14 protein-coding genes are annotated in these 22,197 nt (G+C 36.7%); 5 read left to right on the top strand and 9 right to left on the bottom strand.

Annotation, left to right across the window (positions count from 1 at the left end):
* Positions 1–424 precede the first annotated feature (424 nt).
* The 3 genes from SLH52_RS01425 (at position 425) to SLH52_RS01415 (ending at position 3,480) form a co-directional block, all read left to right on the top strand.
* Positions 425–1,063, top strand: a complete 639-nt coding sequence (locus tag SLH52_RS01425) for a YigZ family protein (RefSeq protein WP_320207522.1) — start codon at positions 425–427, stop codon at positions 1,061–1,063.
* 31 nt (positions 1,064–1,094) lie between these two features.
* A complete protein-coding gene (locus tag SLH52_RS01420; protein WP_320207521.1) occupies positions 1,095–2,102 on the top strand; it encodes an LCP family protein in 1,008 nt (335 codons plus the stop codon).
* Positions 2,103–2,445: 343 nt separating this feature from the next.
* Positions 2,446–3,480, top strand: coding sequence for an LCP family protein (locus SLH52_RS01415; protein ID WP_320207520.1), 1,035 nt, complete (start codon positions 2,446–2,448; stop codon positions 3,478–3,480).
* A gap of 234 nt (positions 3,481–3,714) precedes the next feature.
* On the opposite strand, the gene SLH52_RS01410 is transcribed toward SLH52_RS01415, so the two are convergent.
* Entirely contained in the window at positions 3,715–4,773 is a 1,059-nt protein-coding gene (locus tag SLH52_RS01410; RefSeq protein WP_320207519.1) for an MraY family glycosyltransferase, read from the bottom strand.
* Between the two features lie 309 nt (positions 4,774–5,082).
* Between SLH52_RS01410 and SLH52_RS01405 the strand changes: the two genes are divergently transcribed.
* Entirely contained in the window at positions 5,083–5,313 is a 231-nt protein-coding gene (locus SLH52_RS01405) for a hypothetical protein (RefSeq protein WP_320207518.1), read from the top strand.
* An 18-nt stretch (positions 5,314–5,331) separates the two neighbouring features.
* Complete coding sequence (locus tag SLH52_RS01400; protein WP_320207517.1) at positions 5,332–6,699, top strand: SpoIID/LytB domain-containing protein; 1,368 nt, start codon at positions 5,332–5,334, stop codon at positions 6,697–6,699.
* Positions 6,700–6,836: 137 nt separating this feature from the next.
* On the opposite strand, the gene SLH52_RS01395 is transcribed toward SLH52_RS01400, so the two are convergent.
* From SLH52_RS01395 to SLH52_RS01360, 8 genes are all read right to left on the bottom strand, one after another.
* Complete coding sequence (locus tag SLH52_RS01395; protein ID WP_320207516.1) at positions 6,837–7,610, bottom strand: S-layer homology domain-containing protein; 774 nt, start codon at positions 7,608–7,610, stop codon at positions 6,837–6,839.
* Positions 7,611–7,633: 23 nt separating this feature from the next.
* Positions 7,634–9,166 (bottom strand): murein biosynthesis integral membrane protein MurJ, encoded by a 1,533-nt coding sequence (murJ, locus tag SLH52_RS01390; protein WP_320207515.1) that lies wholly within the window; start codon positions 9,164–9,166, stop codon positions 7,634–7,636.
* A gap of 5 nt (positions 9,167–9,171) precedes the next feature.
* Positions 9,172–10,263 (bottom strand): glycosyltransferase family 4 protein, encoded by a 1,092-nt coding sequence (locus SLH52_RS01385; protein ID WP_320207514.1) that lies wholly within the window; start codon positions 10,261–10,263, stop codon positions 9,172–9,174.
* Between the two features lies 1 nt (position 10,264).
* Positions 10,265–11,419 (bottom strand): polysaccharide pyruvyl transferase family protein, encoded by a 1,155-nt coding sequence (locus tag SLH52_RS01380; RefSeq protein ID WP_320207513.1) that lies wholly within the window; start codon positions 11,417–11,419, stop codon positions 10,265–10,267.
* A 463-nt stretch (positions 11,420–11,882) separates the two neighbouring features.
* The gene (locus SLH52_RS01375) at positions 11,883–13,733 is read right to left on the bottom strand and encodes an N-acetylmuramoyl-L-alanine amidase (RefSeq protein ID WP_320207512.1); all 1,851 of its coding nucleotides are present in this window, start codon (positions 13,731–13,733) and stop codon (positions 11,883–11,885) included.
* A gap of 261 nt (positions 13,734–13,994) precedes the next feature.
* Complete coding sequence (locus SLH52_RS01370; RefSeq protein WP_320207511.1) at positions 13,995–16,763, bottom strand: S-layer homology domain-containing protein; 2,769 nt, start codon at positions 16,761–16,763, stop codon at positions 13,995–13,997.
* Positions 16,764–17,498: 735 nt separating this feature from the next.
* Positions 17,499–18,950: an O-antigen ligase family protein gene (locus SLH52_RS01365; RefSeq protein ID WP_320207510.1), complete on the bottom strand. Its 1,452-nt coding sequence runs from the start codon at positions 18,948–18,950 to the stop codon at positions 17,499–17,501.
* A 296-nt stretch (positions 18,951–19,246) separates the two neighbouring features.
* A complete protein-coding gene (locus SLH52_RS01360; protein ID WP_320207509.1) occupies positions 19,247–21,541 on the bottom strand; it encodes a S8 family peptidase in 2,295 nt (764 codons plus the stop codon).
* Between the last annotated feature and the right edge of the window lie 656 nt (positions 21,542–22,197).

The following is a 22,197-nucleotide window of genomic DNA, read 5'->3' as shown; positions in this document are numbered from 1 at the left end:
TGTGTTGTAAAAGGCCTCTTACTTCCCATTATATCATGGAGTAAACAAGTATATTGTCCCATTTAACAAACGACAACATTCGCTTTTTTTGGCTACATTTCTTAATAAAATTTATACAAATTGGAAAATGTATAGTAAAATATTCCTGTTCACCAATTATTTGATATGCTGTTTTTCTTTGCATGAATTGGACACAGTTATTTGCTGTGAAATTGTTGTCGTTTTATAATGAATATAGTGGCTTGTTGACGAAAGCGCTACATAAAATCAGGCTCTTTATTAAAATAATGTTACTAAATGGGGCTGTCAATCTTTGGAGTAGAGGATAACCGTAAGCGCTAGTTTGAAACAACATTAATGCGAAAATAGCCTAAAATTAATATATAAGTTAGCATGAGAAGGCATAATCAGGAGGGTTTTCAGTTTGTTACAAAAGTATTATACCGTAAAGGGAAATGGAGAACATGAAATTACGATTCAAAAATCCCGCTTTATCTGTCACGTAAAGCGAGTAACCGATGATGGAGAAGCGCAACAATATATACAAGATATTAAGAAGCAGCATTGGAATGCTTCTCATAATTGTTCTGCATACTTAATTGGTGAAAGAGATCAGATTCAAAAAGCAAACGATGATGGCGAGCCTAGTGGCACAGCAGGTGTACCGATGCTTGAAGTGCTGAAGAAGAAGGGCCTAAAAGATACCGTCGTCGTTGTCACTCGTTATTTTGGTGGAATTAAGCTTGGTGCAGGGGGACTTGTTAGAGCTTATGGAAAAGCAGTATCGGAGGGGCTTCAAGCGACGGGTATTGTCGAAAGAACGCTGATGCGTGTTATGCACACTAAAATTGATTATAATTGGCTTGGCAAGCTTGAAAATGAGTTGCGGTCTTCAATATACAAGCTAAAGGAAATTCACTATTTAGAAGATGTTGATATTGAGGTATATGTAGAAGAAGATCAAAAGCAACAATTTATAGAATGGATGACAGATTTAACGAATGGTAAAGCTGTCATCTCTGAGGGCATAAGCACATATTTAGAGGAGACCGTTATAATATGAGCAATCATACGAAACGAAGAAGGGTGAGGGAATGAAAGACAATCAGGACAATAAATCTGAAAAGGTTAAACCAAAACGACGTAAAAGACTTATTTATTTCATCATTCCAGTGCTCATTATCATCATAGCTGCCACTGCTTATGGTGCAAATTTATATATAAAAGCTCAAAACGCATTCGAAAATTCACGAGATGTTCCAACTAATGAGGATACATCTACTCCACCAGTACAAGAAACGGATATAAAGAAAAAAGATAACTTTTCGTTGTTAATTATGGGCATAGAGAATAGTGAAACGAGGGTGGATGCAAATAATGTAGATGCATTACTTCTTGCTACATTTAATGAAGAAAAAAAATCTGTGAAGCTTTTACACATCCCACGTGATTCCTATGTATATATTCCATATAAGGATAGGAAAGACAAAATCACACATTCTCATAATGGCGGCACTCAAGCAACGATTGAAACTGTTTCACAGCTTCTTGATCTACCGATTGACCGTTATATTAAATTAGATTTTAATGCATTTGTTGCCATTGTTGACGCACTTGGTGGTATTGAAGTTGATGTCCCTATCACATTTTCTGAACAAGATAGTCAGGATCGACTTAATAGCATTTATATAGAAAAAGGCCTGCAAACATTAACTGGTGAGGAAGCACTTGCCTTAGCACGAGTAAGGAAGCTTGATAATGATTTTGAACGTGGTAAACGTCAACAGCTTATTATTGAGGCGATTATTGATAAAGCCGCTTCACTCGGTTCAATTACGAAATATGGGACGATGATTGAAGCACTTGGAGACAACTTAAAGCATAATTTTACTACTTTTTCTGAAATCACTTCATTATACAAATATGCCTCGTCTAATCTTACGATCGAGACACTTCAGCTACAAGGGTACGATTCAACAGCTGGAGCAGCATATATTTTTGAATTAGATGAAGCTTATTTAGAAGAAGTAAAAAAAGAACTGCAGGATCATCTAGAAGACAATGAGTCTCCTAGCAGCGATAGCTCGGATAACGACCAATGATTTATTTCAACGTTCAAACCATATCCTAAATATTGGATATTAGAACCAACCACTAACATGTTATACTAAATATAGTGGCTTACGTTTTGGGCAACCAGTCGGAACAACATATAGCCACTAACAGCACCTAGAAGTATGACATGTTAGTTGGCTATGAATAATATTAGCTTTACATGTTACTAATTTTCCCCATTTACGAGACTTTAAAAAAAAGGTACAATGGAAGCTGTTATACTTTTTTTGAAATCAACAGTAGCCACGATTATTTTATATAGTGGCTCTTTTTCTAGACTTTGTTTGTGCCCATTCGAACAATCTTTATAACTTAAAGGAGTAGAATGCTATGAATAATGATAGACGCTATCTTAAGTTAAAGCATCGCAAAAAGAAGCGAAGAAGAATAATATATCTTTTTACTATCCCATTATTAGTGATTATATTAGGCGTATCAACATACGGTTCAATTTTATTAAACCAAGCACAATCAGCTGCTAATGAGGCCAATGAAGAATTAGTCAGAGGCGAAAAATCAGAAAAACGCGAAGAAGTCGTACACCCAAAAGCAGATAATATTTCAATTCTATTTATGGGTGTAGATGATAGTGAAGCAAGAGGTAGTGGTAATAGTAGAACAGATGCTTTATTACTAGCTACATTTAACGAGGAAGAAAAGTCTGTAAAACTATTAAGTATTCCGAGAGATTCATATGTTTATATCCCTTCAGTAGGATATAATGACAAAATAAATCATGCACATGCTTTCGGTGGAACTGACGGTGCGGTTGAAACAGTCGAGAACTTACTTGATATTCCAGTTGATTACTTTGTAAAATTAAATTTCAACGCATTCGTTGATTTAGTTGACGCACTTGATGGTATTGAAGTCGATGTTCCAATTACGTTTTCTGAGCAAGACAGTCAAGATCGTAAAGGTGCAATTTATCTTGAACAAGGGCTACAAACACTTAACGGTGAAGAAGCACTTGCTTTAGCTCGAACGAGAAAAATTGACTCTGACTTAAAGCGCGGTGAACGCCAGCAGCTCGTAATGAAAGCAATTGCTGAAAAAGCAGCTTCATTAGGTTCAGTTACAAAATATAGTGCAATCATCGAAGCACTTGGTAATAACATTAAAACAAACTTAACCTTTGACGAGATGATTTCTTTCTATGATTATGCGACATCAAGCTTTACAATTGATAATCTCCAATTACAAGGTAGTAATGCAATGATTGACGGTATTTATTATTATGATCTAGATGATCAGCAATTAGAAAATATTAAGCAAGAATTAAAAACACATTTGAATGTGAACGCAGATAATACTACAAATGATTCAGTTGTAAACAACGAGCAACAATCGTCTGATAATAATTAAGATACACAGCTCTACTCGTCCATATTCGACGAGTAGAGCTGTTTTATTTTCACTTGTTTAGGTCTGCTCTTTTCGTAAGCTTAGTTGCTTTTTTAATAAAAATAGACAAGATAAATAATGTTAAAAATTCGAACCTATGAATGAAAACAGTCTTTATAAAATAAGCCAAAAAAGAGGATGACTATGATCATGCCCATCGGGTTAGATCATAGTCATCCTCTACTTTATTATTAATTATTTTTTTACATTCGGTGCATATAAAATGCCGCGAATGAAATTAATTAGTGGACGATAATTTTCACCAATTAAGCCGATCTTTTCAACGAATAGTTCCACAACAAGTAATAGCACTGAAATAATGACGAGTGCATACCATATCGTTACTTGTGAGAAAATAACAGCAGCAACTCCAAACATGGCACTAATACCGTAAATAACAAGAACTGTTTGTCTGTGACTATATCCTAGTCGTAACAAGCAATGATGTAAGTGTGATTTATCAGGTGCAGATAACGGTTTTTTATTTACGATTCGACGAATGATCGCAAAGAATGTATCTGAAATCGGTACACCTAACACAATGATTGGCACAATCAAGGAGATAAATGTAACGTTTTTAAATCCTAGTAGTGATAGAACAGCTATCATATAACCAAGGAATAACGCTCCTGTATCACCCATAAATATTTTTGCCGGATGGAAATTATAGAATAGAAAGCCTAAAATACTTCCTAGCATAATTAACCCAATACTAACAACAAATATATCCCCTTTAATCATTGCCATTCCAGTAATTGTAATCAAGGCGATAGCAGATACTCCTGCAGCTAGACCATCAAGACCATCGATTAAGTTAATGGCATTCGTGATGCCGACAATCCAAAGTATTGTTAACGGGATACTGAACCATCCAAATTCTAATTCACCACCGAATGGTAAGTTGATGAATTCAACTTGTACACCACCTAATACAACAACACCGGCAGCTAATAACTGTCCACCTAATTTTATCTTCGCAGACAATTCAAATACATCATCTAATACTCCTGTGAGGATAATAATTGCACTACCGATAAGTATAGCTAATTGAAATTCATCTTGAGGTCGTAAAATCAACACACCGATTAGAAAACTTATATATATCGCTAAGCCACCTAAACGCGGCATGATTTTTTGATGTACTTTGCGCTGATTCGGACGATCTGTTGCTCCAATTTTATACGCAAATTTCTTGACAAGTGGCGTAATCAATATGGAGATTATTAAACAAATCAATGAGGTCAAATAAATCATGTAGACCCTCCTTAGTAATATATGTTGCCCAATTTCATTCAAAACTATCTTCTTTTTTTACATAAAAAATTACAATTAATTCTAAATTTAAGTATATTTTCTATCTTTTTTTCTAGTTATACAAATTGCATTATATCATAACTACTTTACAAGATAAATAGAATACTAAGCAACTATTTTTAACAGTTTACTGCTATTTTTATAACATTCACTAAAAATAGTGAAACTCAGGTCCTCAATTCTTTGCTATAATAATATTCGTGCAAATCTTTCATTTTTTGACCATTATCTACTAGGAGGAAATAAAAAATGAAATTCTCTAAGAAATCGATTTTAACAATCTGTGTAACTAGTATGCTTGCACTATCAATATTTACAGTTAAGACTGCTGCTAATACAGAGCCTGTCATTGCAAGTGTAGAATGGGTTTTGTCAAAAATTAATCCATTGAGTGAGAAGGTAGAAAACCTAGAACAAAGAGTGACAGAGCTTGAAGATCAAGTAGATCAATTAAAAAACAAGCTTGAAAATAACTCATAACGATAGGGTGTAAAAACGATGAAAAAATTCGCTATCACTATAATGTCAATCATGTTCATTGCTCTTCTCCCAACCATCTCTGCTGGGTCTGGGACAGCCGGTATATCACCTCCACTCTATGAGACGAGTATTAAGGTGAAATTGTTACCAGAAAAAACATTTTCAGCAAAAATTTTTGGGTCATATCATTTTGTAAACCTAGATGATCAATCGACTCTCCCTTACGATACAGACATTATTTTCCAGAAACAGAATGGTATAGTCCATGCTACAACTAATGGTGACTCATACGAATCGAGTTCTGGATTTGGACTATATGAAGTAGAACAAAATGACCAAAATGCTGTAGAAATATCTAACATTCAAACAGGTTCTGGACCGAAGCCTGTACTGTATCGTGGTTCGTTTTCAATTACACCTCAGCTAACAGACGAAGCACCTAACTTAGTTAACACATTACATATTGAAGATTACATCAAAGGTGTTGTACCGAGTGAGATGCCATCTTATTGGCCAATTGAAGCTCTTAAAGCACAAGCTGTAGCAGCACGTAGTTATGCGTTCTCGCAAATGCAAACATCAGAATATTTAAACATGACTGTTGCTAGTCAGGTTTATGGTGGTAAAACGAACGAAGCACCAACGACTAATCAAGCAATTGCTGAAACAAATGGCATATATGCAACATATAACAACGAACCGATTCAGGCATTTTTCCACTCTAGTAGTGGTGGTTATACTGAAAATAGTGAAGATGTTTGGTCAAATCCTATACCTTATATTCGAGCTGTAGAGGATTCATTTGATCAACACTCAGATAACACTCATTATGGTTGGAGCATGAGCATACCTGCTACAACCATTACTAACAGCCTATTTGGTGGTGCACAGAACACCTTACTTTCATTAACAGTAACTGAAAGAAGCATAGCTGGTGCAGTACAACAAATGGAAGCCATTGTATATGACAATCAATCAAATACTAGATCTTCCATTTCATTAAAGCCTGCATATACAAGCTCTTCTGATGGATTCCGCACCATCTTTGGAGAGTACTTAAAGAGCACCAAATTTACGGTTACTGGTGATGCATCTGCAAAAATTATGCTTGCAGATGGCTCAACGACTAATGTAGATAACCTTTACGGCTATGAGTTGCAAACAGCAGACAATACGACAGAGACAATCGTTGACGACAACATTACATTAAAGACTAAAACGGCTACAACTCTTCATCCAACATCTATTCAAGCGTATCAATTTACTGGTGACGGGTGGGGTCATGGTCTAGGTATGAGCCAGTGGGGTGCACGAAGCATGGCTTCAGCAGGCTATACATATGACCAAATATTAAAGCATTATTACACAGGAATAGAAGTTAAGTGATAATATGAACGCTTAAACACTTTCATAAACATAAACAAGGAGACTTACGAATCGTAAGTCTCCTTTATGTTTCCCTATATTGTTTCAAATTTTCACCTGTTGTGTATTTACTACTATTTATGAAAACCACAAATTGTTTAATTCTTTTCCAATGCTCGTACAAGAAAAGCAGAAAACTGAGAGCGTTTCGTTGGCTCATCTGGCTTAAAATAACCAGCGCTTCCTGTTGCTATGCCGTGCTGGGTAACAATCTTTACTGCTTCATATATGTCACTATCACTGTTATCATTCTTTACATCCACATATTCTGTAAAACCAACATCTAGTGGCTGTAAAGAAAAACCTTTTTGTAATGCAACAGCCATATGCTTTCTTTGCATTGGTTCATTTGGCATAAATGAACCGTTGTTACCGTCAATCAGCCCATGTTCATAAGCAGTCATAATTAACTGTTCTGCCCAATTACCGGACTCTACATCATGGAAAATAGACGGTGTTTCAGATAGTGGGAGGTCAAGTGCTATGACGATCATCTTTGCTGCTTGTGCCCTAGTAATTGTATTTTCCGGTTTAAAGAGTTGTTCATCTGGATAGCCTGAAATAATTCCTTCATTATACAATTTCATAATTTCTCCAAAAGCCCAATAATCGGTTTGCACATCATTGAAAACCGGCTGTTCAATTGGTTGTTCTGAACTATTTAAAAGGTCTGCTACTTCTTGCTCAAGTATAGTAACTTTATCTTCTACACTTTGTGTAGTTGCAGTCACTTCACCTAGCTCTTGATCAGTCCACTCTGCTGTTGCTACTTCGTTATTTTTACCTGCATATGTTTTTTGCTCCTGTGAACAAGCAGACGTGATTAATAAGCCGGTAATGGTACATAATAAAAATCCTTTTTTATGAAGCATCCTGCTACCCTCCCCCGTCACAATTATTCAGCAACTTGCTTATTTCTCTTACTTCTTAAGTAACGCGTAAATATTTCAAGCTCAGGAAATTTCAATAACTTCATAAGAAGTGCACCTACGATTACAAATATCACTAATCCCATTGCTACATTGAAGAAAGAAGAAGCAAATGAGAGCAATAAAGAAGATACGTATGTAACTGTACCTAAGACTAAAATGAAAAGCCACGTCTTCCCTAATTGTTTCATATCTTTTTCATATACTTTTAAGCGTAGGATAAAGCGTCCAAACATTACAAGTAAAATGTAGTTAGAGATAGCACTTATTGTCGTTCCCCAGGCGATAGCATTGGTGCCTTCATAGTCGATAAGAATATTTGTTGCGAGAACTGTTACACCAAATACGGAAATAACGTTAATTAAAACGGGTAAAAATGTATTTTCCATCGCATAGAAAAATCTCGTTACGTATGCGCTTGATGCGAGAGCATACATAGAAATAGCTAATATTTGCACGAGTGGAGCCGTCAATATTGTGTCATCTGCTGTTAATTTTCCATATTCAAAAACGATCGTTACAATATCTTGTGCGTAAAAATAGACAAACACTGTGATCGGTAATAACATCAACCTAAGGACTCGTAAGCCCCTTTGATATAAGCTTTCTATTTGATCCATCTCATTCGCTGCTACCTTTTTAGACAGCAACGGATAAATAACTGTCGTAACAGCTGTCATTAATACAGCTTGAGGGAACTGTGTAAGCTTGGAAGCATTATTCAACAGTGTCGTTAACCCATCAAATTCAGGGAACCGTGCAGCATAAATACGTTGAATGAAAATGTAAAATTGTAGTGCTGCCCCTCCTAGAATAAGTGGAACTGTCATATTGACTAATCGTTTCATTTCATTTGTATATGCAAATTGAAAACGAAATTGGATCTTTTCTTTTTTTATTCCGTATATAAGCACTAAAATCATAAAAACTGCACCGAGTAACGCACCAAACCCATATGAATAAAAGCTGAGTATCGGAACAAGTGCCACTCCAAATATTAAAAATACTAAATTATATAGTAACGTTGAAAATGTCGATAAACTAAATCGATTATGAACATTTAATACTCCACTTAGCCATATTGATAGTACTAATAAAACGGTAGATGGAGTCATCCATAAATAAAGATTTTTTGTTATTTCAAAGCTTTCACTAGAAAGCTGCCTAAAGGATAATTTAAGGATTGGATCGACAAATATCATTAACAATATAGTTAAAGCAATAAAAATAACCGTCATATAAGAAAATACGATATTTAGAAATTTCGTTTTTTCTTCTTTCGTCGGTAATTTGCTATAAATTGAAATAAACGCTGTTGTTATTGCACCACCAACAACTAGGTAAATGAGGTTTGGAATCGTATAGGCAAAAAATATAGCATCTGCTTCTGTTTTGCTAAATAACATACCTACTACCGCGTCTTTAGCAAAACCAATAAGCCTAGCAACAATATTAATAATCGTAACGATTCCAATCGCTTTAAAAAGTTGATTCTTCATGTCTTTCATCCTTTATGATAAATGCTTATTAGCTTATCGATAAGAGTATCTTCGTCATTTTCTTCTGCACGTTTCTCACCATTGCTAATTAATTGCTGTTTAAGTTGTTCATCACTTATAACTGCATTAATTCCTTCATAAAGCGCATCTGCATTTTGTGGCTGCACTAATATCCCATGTTGATTTGCTAGCAAATACGATAAACCTCCAACATCACTACCTACTACAGGAGTGTGACAAGACATCGCTTCAACTGCTACAAGACCGAACCCTTCCATATGAGATGGTAAGACAAAAACCTCTCCAGCTGACATCCACTTAGCAAGTTCCTGCTGTGTCAATGCACCAAGAAATTTTATATCAGCTGCCTGTAGTTCATTAGCCTTCTGTTGTAACTCATTCATAAAGTTTTCGTTCCGACTTGGACCAATTACATACAAAACTGCATCCTTATGTTCTTTTTTTAATAAAGCAAATGCTTCAATCAGTTCGATAAGCCCTTTTTCACGAATGATATTGCCGACAAATATAAGTGGGCGTTCATGTTCTTTCAAACCAAGTTGTTGTCGGATAGCTTGTTTCTCGTATGGGACAAAGACTTTCCTGTTGACGCCCATGTTAACGATCGACAGTTTGTCCTTCTCAATTCCATATTGCTCGTGTATCTCATCATATAGTCCTTGTCCAACAGCAATTACATGATTAGCACGTTGTAATATTTTTTGAGTCCACCTTCGAATGCGTGGATTCTTCTTAGCCATGCGATCTATATCACCGCCATGTGCAGTAACAATTAATGGCGTACGGTGAATTTTTTGAAATAACAGACCTATAAGCCCTGTTGGAAAAACATAATGTGCATGGACCACATCATATGATCTTCCTTTTGTCAGTAAAGTCCACAACGCTTGCAACAACCACTTACAATATTTTGTTATGACGTTCACTTTGTGATTACTTGGGTCATTAATCGCAATGACATCTACGTTTAATCCTTGCTTCCTCAGTGCTTCCACCTGATTCTTCACAAAGATACCGAAAGTTATGCCGTCATCATTAGGGTACATATTACTTAGTACAAGTACTTTTTTCTTCATGCTATTTACCCTCTTTTCTCGGCAACATATGAAATTGCTTTAACCCTTGTGCTGCTTTCTCCTTTAATTGAACGGATATTTTCTTAACAACTGATTCTGTTTGTTTCCAGTTCTGTTCCATTTCATTAACCGATGACAAAAATATCGTATCCTTCGATGATAAATTATCTATTGGAATACAAGCATTTTCTTGGTCAATCATCTTCATAAAATGCTCAACCTTATGATGATACGCAACGCCTATGGAAGGTGTTTCTACAAGATATGAAAAGATAATTGAATGAAGTCTCGTTCCAATAACAACATCCTGCTCTGCACATATATTAATCAGTTGATGTGGTTGCAAATGCTCATCAATGACAGTAGCATGATCTTTATATTTCATCCGATTATAAATTTCCTGCGTCATCCATACATCTTGTGGAAATTTTGTAGAAAAGAAAGTAATATCTACTCCTTTTTCTTCAATAAGCGCATCTAAATTTTGAGCCATCCCATTTACATACATTTCATATTTTTCATCATTAGCTTCTGGCCAATATTTCAAGTTATAATATGGCAAGCTCGTTACACCAATTTTTTTTACCTTCTCACTACTTTTGTGTGTTTTTTCAGGAGTGATTGAAAATGCAGGGTCACCTATGACATCGATGTCCTTTTTAACACCAATTTTCCTTAGTAACTCCTTTGACTGAGGATCACGCACCGATACACTATCAGCAGCTCTCGTAAGTAGTCTAATAAATAATCTACCAATCGACGTATTCAACGGGCCTACTCCACAGCCGTACACAATCACTTTAGCCCCATAAAACCGCCCTAACAAGCCGTACGTTCCAAACAACGGTGCTTCACGCTTGTATAAGTCCATCAAAATGCCGCCACCACCAATAATGACAACATCTAACCCTTTCATTACTTTCCGATTATGTTTCACGGTATGTAATAACGTTTTAACAGCAGACCCTTTTTTATAATAAAGAGAGGCTGCTTGCGTCCCATATTTTTGCTTTGTAAAATCCGGGTTATCACTAAAGACCGTAATATCTTGTCTATTTACATCAAAATGTGTCGTTAATTGTTGAATAATTCCTAACAGGATCGCTTCATCCCCGTTATTATTATTCCCATAATTACCCACAATCCCAATTTTCATGTCTATTCGTCCTTTTCTTATTAAAAATACCACGAATATTATACCATACATATGTCATAATAAAACTGTTGGTCTACTGAATAAGGTTATATCTACTAGTTCTGCGTACAAGAATAGATATGTCCAAACCTAGGTGCATAGGGATTTTTTTTAAACTAACACATTGATTGTCGAATATATGCATTAATTGTTATTTTTCGTAATATAAACACTATAAATACCCGTTCACCTTGTCGGCTGTTTTCGAATTAATGCTATGTCTTCCAATAATATCGTCACGTATATAATTAAATCTCGTTCTACTTAATATTTTTAGGTCGTATGTAGCTTGATACTATATTAATAACAGTCTGTATACAGCCTTATAATACGTTCGTATATCACAAGCTACCCTCATTTTGCTACCCTAAAGAAAAGAGCCTAAAGAAAACAACGAGCTAAACAGCTCGTTGCTATGTTGATATTAAAATAGTTGATAATATAACTGAATTCCTGAAACAATTCCGTCTGCATACTTCACTAAAACATTATCATCTAGCAGTAATGCAGCATCGATTTCGTTAGAGAGAAAACCTAGCTCAACGAGAACACTCGGGATATCATTATGCTTAATTACATATAATTCATTATCCTTAATACCACGATCAGCCGACCCAACAATTTTCACAATTTCAGATTGTATAGCACTAGCTAATAATTTACTTTCCGCTCCATTTTCATTCGTAGAAGTATCATAGTAAGTTTCAGTACCATTTGCATCTTCATTGGACGCCGAATTCGAGTGAATACTAACAAATATATCTGCATAATTTTCTTTCGCTATATCAACACGATCCTGAAGCTCTAGCTTCGTATCACCATCTCTCGTCATAACGACATGAGCTCCCAATTCGTCAAGTCTTTGCTCAACTAATTTAGCAACTTTAAGATTTATATTCTTTTCTTGTTCATTATGGCCAGACGTCCCTGGATCCTCTCCACCGTGTCCAGCATCAATGACGATAATGCGACCTTCAATCATATTATTTTTATCTGTTGATAGAAGCTTCAAATATGTTTTGTGTACATATCCATTTTCATTGTTAAATTGAATATGTGCCCAGTTACCGTTTAAGTCCATTACATCAACAATGTCTCCATTCAACAGCTTGCCAACCACTTCACTTTCTGTTGACGGCGACTGTCGAACATTTAACGTCGTGTCAACAGTAACGACTCCCTTTAGCTCTCCAGTTTCACTTTCAGGCTCTGAAGCTGGCTTCGGTACATTCATTCGAAAGTTATCATTTAATGTTCTCGATAAGAACACTGAAAACTCAGCTCTTGATACAGCTTTTTCTGGTTTAAATTGATTATTACTTCCGTTTGAAATTCCTTGATAATACAATGCAGATATGTAACCAGATGCCCAATAATTAGCGTCTACGTCTGTAAATACTGCATCGATTTGTTGCGCTGCTTGTGTTTGCTGTAGAGAAAAAGCCTCTGTAATAATCTTACTCATCTGTGATCTTTTCAACGTGTCATTCGGTTGATATTTATCACCGTATCCTGAAATGACACCTAACTGCACAGCCTTTTCGATATAGCCTGATGCCCAGTGATTCGTTGGTACATCAGTAAAAGTTGCCTCTGCTACCTCAAGTTGACTTTCCCCTAACGCTTCAATAATCATTTTCGCTGCCTGCGCTCGGGTTACGTTGTTTTCCGGCAAAAATTGCTTATCGTCATTTTCTAAAGTATAGCCTGATATTATTCCTAGTGATACTAAGTAATGAATGTTTGGCATAGCCCAATGTTCATTATTAATATCGATAAACACTTGCTCTTGACCAACAAAATCTTCAAGTGTTGGCTGATCAAAATCATCGGACTGTTCATTGTTTTCCTGATCAGAAGGTTCCTCTTCATTTTCTGGATCTTCATTTACATCCGTTTGATCCTCTTCAGTTTCTTCTTCATCTGCATTCTCATCATCACTATTTTCTTCCGATTCTTCATCATTACTTGGCTCTTCCTCATCAGAACCTTCTACATTTTCTTCTTCATTTTCTGCTGTTTCTTCATCGGAACCTTCTTCGTTTTCCTCATCAGATTCTTCATTACTTTCTTCCTCTTCCTCATCAACCGAATCATCTGTATCCTCGTCCGATGGTTCTTCTCCCTCGTCCTCAGGTGGATCTTCAGGATCAACCTGTGTCAAAGGCTCTGAGTTATTTGTCGCAATAAGATCAGACTCTGCACTAACTTGCGCACCTAGGAAAAATGTAGAGAAGCAAAGCATCAATATCCATAAAGATAGTTTTTTCCCCACGAATTACACCCTTTCTATAGCAGACAGCTTAACGAATAAAGTTAGCGTCGGCTATAAACTTTTTATACTTGGTCATATTGAGTATGTAAAAAAGACGGAGACGAAAGGTAATCACTGTCCTCAATCGTTGTTCCACGCCTTGTTAAATAGTTTAAGAGGGTTCCTCTTACGCTCTATCGAAAACATCAATGTTCACGCGTTGCTAAAAAGAACCCTCTTTGAAAAATCCTTTACGAGAGCTAACTCCCGTTTGAAGTAACTTTACTTTGTAAAAATGCGGTATAAAAATGCACTAAATTGTGCTCGATTGACGTAATTATTTGGCTTAAAAGTTTGATCTTCATATCCAGTCGTCACACCATTTGCTGCTAATGCAGAAATTTCTTTATAAGCCCAATGATTTACAGGGACATCCTTAAAGTCTGTTCCTGCTTGTCCAACTAAATCATAAGCGCGCTGTAATATGGCTGCCATTTGGGCACGAGTCAAAGTCCCTTCTGGATCAAATGAGCCATCTTCTTTCCCTTTGACAATTCCTGCATTTGCTACAGCTGCAATCGTTTTATAATATTGATGATCTGTTGGTACATCCTTAAAGTTCGGATTAGTAATATTACTTGTGTCAAGGTTCAGTGCTCTATCTAGCAGCACTGCAGCATGAGCTCGGGTTAGGTTACTATATGGTAAGAAGCTACCATCTGGATAACCGTTAATAACCTTTTTACTCGCTAAATATTCAATCTCTGTTACTGCCCAACTATCTTCTGGAACATCTGAAAATAATTGCTCGTTATACGATTCACTGAAAACAGCTTGAAGCTTGTCAAAATAAATTTCACCAGTGCCTTGCTTCTCTTTTACACCTTCAGCTACATATACCTTACTAACCTCAATTGGTGCTGTAATATCTTGTGGAATGTCAGCTTCAACGTATTTCCAGCCTGTCCAAGTTAAACCACCTTCAGAAGTGAAATCAATCGTATGGGTCTTACCCGTGCTATCATTGATTTTTCCGCGTAACCAGTGGTTATTTCCATCACCGTAAACCCAAAGGCCTAGCTTTAATGGTTTACTAGATACTTTGATCGGTTGCTTGGCAGTTACATATGCAGCTGCTACTCCTTCCTCACCAACTGAAAAATCATAGGTGAGCTTTAGAGATGCAGAACCTTCATGACGCGGTTCTGATTCACTGCTCTTAGCAATAGATGCTGAGGCACGAGCACTTTCAGCAACCCATTTTGATACATCGTCAAAACTATCAAGGCTTAACGGCTTATTGTTCACAGTTACTGGTACGGATACTGACGTTTTTCCTAACGTTGCAGTAATCTTTCCAGACCCTTCAGCGTCTGCTGCAGTAAATAATCCACTGTTTGAAATTGTACCTATCCCTTCCGTTACAGACCAAGAAACTAAGCTACTATTATAGATGAGCTTGTCACCATTTGAATCTGAAGCTTGTAAATTCATTTGCTGAGTCTGTCCTGAAGCGACGACTAATGAATCAGGAGAAATCGTTAATTTGTCAATCGTATCAACGACAGTGATTGGTAGTTCTTTCACAGCGCCTTCATATGTTGCAATAATTTTTCCAGTACCACTTTTTTCTGCTATAAACTTCATTCCTTCAAACCTACCAAGGTTATTTGTTACTTGTAATGAAAGTTTAGTAGAATCGTAGGATAATGGATTATAATATTTGTCAATTACATAATCAAAGACAACTTCCACCGAAGCACCTTCTACAACTTTTCCTTGCTCCTTCATATGAAGTTCGATCGTTGCAGGAACATCATTTGGCGCTGAGCTTACGACATGAAGTGACGTCGATACTGCGCGTTCTCTGCCATCTGATGGCTTATTTGCTACTGATGCATATTGATCACCATGCTCACGAGCGACCATCGTCGTTGATCCACCGCCATCAAGGTTGATGGCACGATCTGCACCTAGACTCGCAACATACTCTGCGAATTCTTTAAGGTTCATTCCTGTACTATAGCCAGATTGTCTACCATCAACAGTCACAAAAAACACTCGATTTTTACTACTGTCAATGGCAACAGCTGAACGAGGTGCCTTTTCTTTTGCACGAGAGCTGTTTTCATCAATTGTTAAGTACGGTTTGCCGTCCTTCACTAGCATAGGTCCAGACGTTAACATATACTTAGCGTTCTGCCATTGAGAATCAATGCCTAATGATACTTGAAGCTGGTCCCCTACTTTTACATGTTGAAGTCGTTCATTCCACTTCCCTGTCATAGAAAGAACAAAGCCATTTTTTGGGATAGCAGTATTGGTTTTATCCCCATATTGACGAATGGATTGAACTGTACCATTGTAGACATCACCAAAACTCGGTAAGCCTTCTAACGGTTGATCTGTCGTCACAACAAATTCAGTTCCATACTCATTCGTATTCGTGTATCCATTTGAATGACTAGGTGTATATACGATCAGTTCTTCATAGTCACGACCGCGGTTAATCCCATTTAGTTGATATGTGGATCCGTTGTGTGCAAGAGATATGTTAACTTCGTAATGATCTATTGAAGCTTGTCCATTACTTAAAATACCAAAAGCAATTGCTTCATTGACATAATTCTCACGTCCTGATGCAATCGTGCCTCCGTTGTAAATTTGATTATCCTTAGCAATTAAGTAAGCTGGTAAACCATTGCTAGTATGATAGAAAGAACCATTAATTGCCCCAACTACTTGATGCTCATTACTACTGTTGGCTTTTGCACTGCTAGAAACAGTAGTTAATTTATCTAGAGGTGATGGAATTCCTACTTCAATCGACGTGAATGGGTCACTCAACTGAATGTCTAGTACATTTGCAACCTGTGTAGTTGATGATGATTGAAGTTTCATATTTTTATATGTAACACCAGGTGAAACTTGAAACTGGTCTAATAGGTTTTGAGAATAGCTTTCAGCACTTGCTTTTTGAGCAACTAAGCTAAAACTAAACATTTGCAATATCAATACTAGTACTGTAATCGATGTAACTATTTTCCTCATGCTGTCTCCTCCTACACTCCTTTCGAAGTTATTAATCTTACATATTATCTTACATATTTTAGCAGATACTGTCGAGAAACGCTACCTATCTATTGTACTATTTTCGACATTATCATAGTCAATCCCCCATTATATTATAAAGTCAAATGAGAGATAAATAGTAACAAAATAGTTACATTAATCAACATATTACTTCGTTTTTTTGTAAGATACGTCATAATTTTCCTTGCTTACTACTGACATCACGATTAAATAATAGCTATTTTCGCCTTCATTATTGCTTTTCGTACTAAATGCTAAGCACGAATGCATTGCATTTTCTACCATAAAAGCTGTAAAAATCATACCTAATTGCTGAAATTTAGTATAAAAAGGAACAAAGTTTACGAAAAGTGCCAATGTGATGAAGTTTCTCTTTTAAACCTCACTATTAAGTAACCGCGCTAGAAGATTTTGTGACAATATATCTTACAAAGTAGACCCCTGCTTCCACAATAATACGAACGAACCAATACCTATTTGAGGGTGCAATTAAGTAAATCGTTTATTAAATTCGACAGGTTTATATGTCTCCAAATCTAGTAATTTGTTGAAGTCAGTCTAACAATGATAAAAGTTGGTGTAAGTTATTCAAGTATACTTGAATTTTGAAGAATTTTGAAAGATTTTATCGAGGAATGAACACCACAAAACTTAAAGAACCTATCTCACGATGAGATAGGTTCTTTATATAGCTTAATCCTTTAACACAAATTTATGCTTTGATGCATATGCCCCTAATATCATAAAGAAGTAGAAAGTATAAATCTTCGTTTCCCATATATTATACAAGAGCCCACTAGCACATGTCGCCCACCATAGTGCAATCATTACATTTGAAAACATATCTTCTTTTCGTCGCTTCCAGAAGAGTGCTAGCATCCCTAAGAGGAAAACAGCAAATAGAATTACACCAGCAACGCCTGTTTCAGCTATGACCTGAATATATTGATTATCGGTATAAAAGTTTTGGAAATAATATTTATTTTCACTACCCTCACCATAACCATCGGAATAAATATTATACTTTTCATAAATAGGCGATGAATAAGATAAGGTTGCCGAATCACCAAATGTCGCAAAACCAGAACCTAAAATAGGATAATCTTTAAACACTTCAAAGCCTTTTTCGACAAAATATATACGCCCTGTTTCAGCTGTTAGTTTTTGTGTCTCTTCATTGAAGGTGTGCTCAAAGCGATTAAGGAAGCCGCCTGCACCATAATTCTGATCATTTAAATACTGGACTAGCGCAACACCCCCGTTTGTTGGAAGGTAGACAAGTACGATACTGAGTAGCATTGTGATAAGGAATGGCTTCACTGACTTCCAATATCTTGTTAACGCTAAAAATACAACCCAGCCAACAAACACTGAAATCAACGTTCCTCTAGATAATGTTAACAGTAATGTTCCATTAAACAATGTTAATGCAACGTATAGGAACCTTTTCGCATTCCCCTCCGCCTGATGCAAGAGGTACAAGCTTAAAACGATCGCAATGCCGAGATACATACCGAGTGTATTTGGATTTCCTGGCATTCCGTAAATACGTGCAAAGTTCGTTTCTGAAATAATTCTTTCAACCCAAGCCTGAGGCAATAACCATGTACGCAATGATAGCTTCTCAATAATCCCATGAACACTAATAAGCATCGCGACAAAAACAGTCACCCAAGCAAACTTCGTGAAGTCTTGCTTATCAAGCTTCATTCTAGATACGATGTAATAAAGTAGGTACATAATTAAAAAAGTACGAAGCTGAAATACGATCGCTACAAGAGATACACCTGTCATATAAGCTGAAACTGCCCCTACTAGACAAAATAAAAAGAATGCCCATTCAAACAGTTTAAAGCGAAAGATAGACCGTAGATCATGTCGTAATTGATATATAGTTATTAAGAAAAGTAAAATGGTGATAATGTCACCTATATACTTCAGCCCTGAATTTGCTTCAGCATACAGTGGCCTTATAGGCACGTATAGCAACAATAAAAAGAGCGCATTTTTCGGATTAACAATTGTATATACCGCAAAAATAAGCGTAATTGCAATAAGAGCTAGCTTTGGTGTTAACGTTAATGATAGCGTCAATATTAAAAAACCTAGCAATAAAAATCGATACGATTTAAAATTCATCTCCATAACATAAACCCTCGCTGTTTTTGTCGTTCTTTGTTAACGATTTTTTTCAAATGATATTTTTTCATCTCAACGTTATGTACAATACTCAATCAAGGAATCCGAAGTATCGGAGGATTAACTCGTGAATTCACTTCATCGGTAAGTGACATCACTTATAAAAGCAATAGGAAAAATAGCTAATCTAGCATTGATATCGTTACATTGTTTTAATAGTACTATGAACAATCATACTACAAATTGTCAGTTTCGTCATTTACAATTAAATAACAAATCCACCTACGACTTAATGTACATTTTTAATTGTATAAAAAGTCATAGGTCCTAATGAGCATAGCAGCAAATTGCGCTCTAGTTATGTTAGCTTCAGGGTGATAAAAGGCTTGTTTTGTAACAATACCTATATTAGCCAATTGCTGCACTGCATTGTAGGCGTAATGATTTTCATCAACATCTTCAAAAAGACTACGTTCATGTGAATAAGTAGTGTTATTGTGTTGAAGTGCTCTTGAGAGCATCACCGCCATTTGACCTCTCGTCAAATTCTCTTCAGGATAAAAATTACCATTTTCGTATCCATTCACTATACCACTTGCAACGGCAGTATAAATGGCTAATGAGCCAGAAAGCTCCATCGGCACATCACTAAATGACTTAGTTATAGAAGTAGGAAGAGGCCAGTTGAAGAGACGCGCCAATATCATAACACTATGTCGGCGAGTGATTTCATTATCTGCCCGAAAGCTTCCATCTTCATAGCCATTAACAAAACCTAACTCGTAGGAGCGGTAGATTTCATCATATGCCCAAAATTCTTCTCCAATATCTGAAAACGGAGTTTTTTCTACTTCTATCGAATTTACTACTGTTATCTCGTTAGTAGCAATCACTTGGCCTTGTTCATTTGTAGCAATAGCTGTTAATGTCATATTTTCTTCAGAACCTACTATAGTATTTAAATCTACTATTATTCTGTTGGAAGCTGCTTTCTCGTGAAGTAGCAACTGATCCTCACTAAAAATGTACAATTGTGAGCCAATTAAACCATTTGATAAGCCTACCAACTGTACATCCTTTGTATTGACTGGTTGTCCATCCTTTAATGTCAACCACTCTATCACTTCTGACGTTTCCGATTGTACTGCTTCTTGCATTTGTAACAATCCAGCACCAGAATATATATCATAGCTTTCATTATGTATATCTGCCGCAGTTGTAAAAAGCTTGTTTCTTATTTGAATCACATCTATCTGATCGTTTGCCAGTTTCATAAATGCTACTGCACTAGATATGTAAGGAGTTGCCATCGAAGTGCCAGTTAATGCCTTATATGTATTATCCTTATACGTACTAAGTATCTCAAAACCAGGTGCACTAATATCTACTTCCCAGCCGAAATCAGCGACAGCGAGGATTTCATCAGACGGGGTTGTTCCGGAAACAGTAATTACGCCTGGGTATGATGCAGGGTAAATTTGGTCTGTTGTTGTTTCCCAATTTCCAGCAGCTGCCACGACAACGATATTTTGCTCAAGCGCACCGTCCACTGCTTCTCGCAGCATTTTAGTCTCACCTTTCCCAGCAAGACTAAGATTGATTATATCTGCACCGAGACGAGTAGCGTCGGCAATTGCCACACCGAGCTCGAAATCACTGCCATTACCGTATGCATCCAATACTTTTAGTGGCAATATATCTACAGGGGCATTGGCTAATAAACCTGTAATGCCAATACCATTGTTCATACATGCTGCCAAAATCCCTGTAACATGTGTGCCATGTCCAAACTCATCGCTAACGCTCTCATTGCCGCCAGTATAATCTGCCCCTAAACTATATAATACATTTCCGCAAAAATCTTCATGTTGAGAAACACCTGAATCGACTACTGCAATAAGCAAATGATTCACACCAATAATGCGCTGGACTACCGGTTGCGCTTGCCAGTCCCCTTGTGCCTTTATTGACACTGATAATGACTCAAACGTTTCATTACGCGGGAGGAGAACATCGAGTGTTTGTAAGTTACCTTCATTAACCGCAAGCCTCTCCCCACTGCTATCAAACACCTCTAGCTGCCACATCCCACTAACGTGTGCAAGCTCAATTGACAGACGTGAGAGCGGTTCATGATTAAGTACAATCGTAAATTCTGTTTCATTTATTGGTGTATTAGTATACGGTACAGCTCCAGCTGATGTAATAATCTCTTTACCAACAAGCAAATTATTTCTTTGGGGAATATAATTGCCCATACTATCTTCAGCATTCACTTTCGCTAATCCCCATTGCTCTGTCACTAATGGGTCAGAAACTTGAAGTTCAGCCGCAGCACCCTTCGTATAATTTCGCTCTACTAAGCTAACAATGCCGTCCTTTTTAATTAATTGTATTTCTTGCTCAGTAAAAGATGCTTTCACTATTTTTTTATCAATATTTATAACATGTTGACGATAATCTTCCTTGAATGTAGCTACATCAGCCTCTTTATCAAAATATAACAGCCACTGTTCAGCACTTTCCTCTGCGCTTACGACAATGATAGTACCGAAATAACATACACTTAACATGATTAGTTGTAACAAAACCTTCATATAAAACTCCCTATTGTCATGCAATCTTTTATTTTCTATTATACCAACCTTTAACACTATTTGAATGGTTAGTTTGTTCATCTCTCAATTTAGTAAATCGACAAATACTTCAAAATTATTTCCTAAGCAATTATTTTGACTATTAATGTGGATAAAACTGTGTATGTGTGGAATTTTAAAGATAGATTTTTTATTTGACAAACATAGAATAGAAGTTTTATGTGGAAATATACATAAATACTTGAATATTGGAGAACGAAGTGAGGGTTAAAACAAATGCGGTAGCAGCTTAATAAAAATCCCCTATCTCACTTGAAGGGGCTTTTTTACCTTCACGAGAGATGGTGAAGTGACCTCGAGGGGATTGGCACTGGAGCTAGACAAACAGAAATGCGGAAGTGACTCGCTCATCCCCGACTAGCACTGGAAGCATTTCACTTGAAGGCGCTCTTTGCCTTCACGAGAAATGGTGAAGTGACCTCGAGGGGATTCGCACTGGAGCTAGACAAACAGAAATGCGGAAGTGACTCGCTCATCCCCGACTAGCACTGGAAGCATTTCACTTGAAGGCGCTCTTTGCCTTCACGAGAAATGGTGAAGTGACCTCGAGGGGATTCGCACTGGAGCTAGACAAACAGAAATGCGGAAGTGACTCG

Origin of the sequence: Cytobacillus sp. IB215665, from assembly GCF_033963835.1 — a bacterium.
In the GTDB taxonomy this organism is placed as follows: domain Bacteria; phylum Bacillota; class Bacilli; order Bacillales; family SM2101; genus Nanhaiella.
Note: the sequence above shows the minus strand (reverse complement) of the source record. Positions and strands in the feature narration are given on the sequence as shown.

What these genes read in the sequence shown, in the direction of transcription:
- SLH52_RS01420 (WP_320207521.1), top strand. Translation starts at nt 1,095, where the DNA reads ATGAAAGACAATCAGGACAATAAATCTGAAAAGGTTAAACCAAAACGA.
- SLH52_RS01415 (WP_320207520.1), top strand. Translation starts at nt 2,446, where the DNA reads ATGAATAATGATAGACGCTATCTTAAGTTAAAGCATCGCAAAAAGAAG.
- SLH52_RS01410 (WP_320207519.1), bottom strand. Translation starts at nt 4,773, where the DNA reads ATGATTTATTTGACCTCATTGATTTGTTTAATAATCTCCATATTGATT.
- SLH52_RS01405 (WP_320207518.1), top strand. Translation starts at nt 5,083, where the DNA reads ATGAAATTCTCTAAGAAATCGATTTTAACAATCTGTGTAACTAGTATG.
- SLH52_RS01400 (WP_320207517.1), top strand. Translation starts at nt 5,332, where the DNA reads ATGAAAAAATTCGCTATCACTATAATGTCAATCATGTTCATTGCTCTT.
- SLH52_RS01395 (WP_320207516.1), bottom strand. Translation starts at nt 7,610, where the DNA reads ATGCTTCATAAAAAAGGATTTTTATTATGTACCATTACCGGCTTATTA.
- murJ (WP_320207515.1), bottom strand. Translation starts at nt 9,166, where the DNA reads ATGAAGAATCAACTTTTTAAAGCGATTGGAATCGTTACGATTATTAAT.
- SLH52_RS01385 (WP_320207514.1), bottom strand. Translation starts at nt 10,263, where the DNA reads ATGAAGAAAAAAGTACTTGTACTAAGTAATATGTACCCTAATGATGAC.
- SLH52_RS01380 (WP_320207513.1), bottom strand. Translation starts at nt 11,419, where the DNA reads ATGAAAATTGGGATTGTGGGTAATTATGGGAATAATAATAACGGGGAT.
- SLH52_RS01370 (WP_320207511.1), bottom strand. Translation starts at nt 16,763, where the DNA reads ATGAGGAAAATAGTTACATCGATTACAGTACTAGTATTGATATTGCAA.
- SLH52_RS01365 (WP_320207510.1), bottom strand. Translation starts at nt 18,950, where the DNA reads ATGGAGATGAATTTTAAATCGTATCGATTTTTATTGCTAGGTTTTTTA.
- SLH52_RS01360 (WP_320207509.1), bottom strand. Translation starts at nt 21,541, where the DNA reads ATGAAGGTTTTGTTACAACTAATCATGTTAAGTGTATGTTATTTCGGT.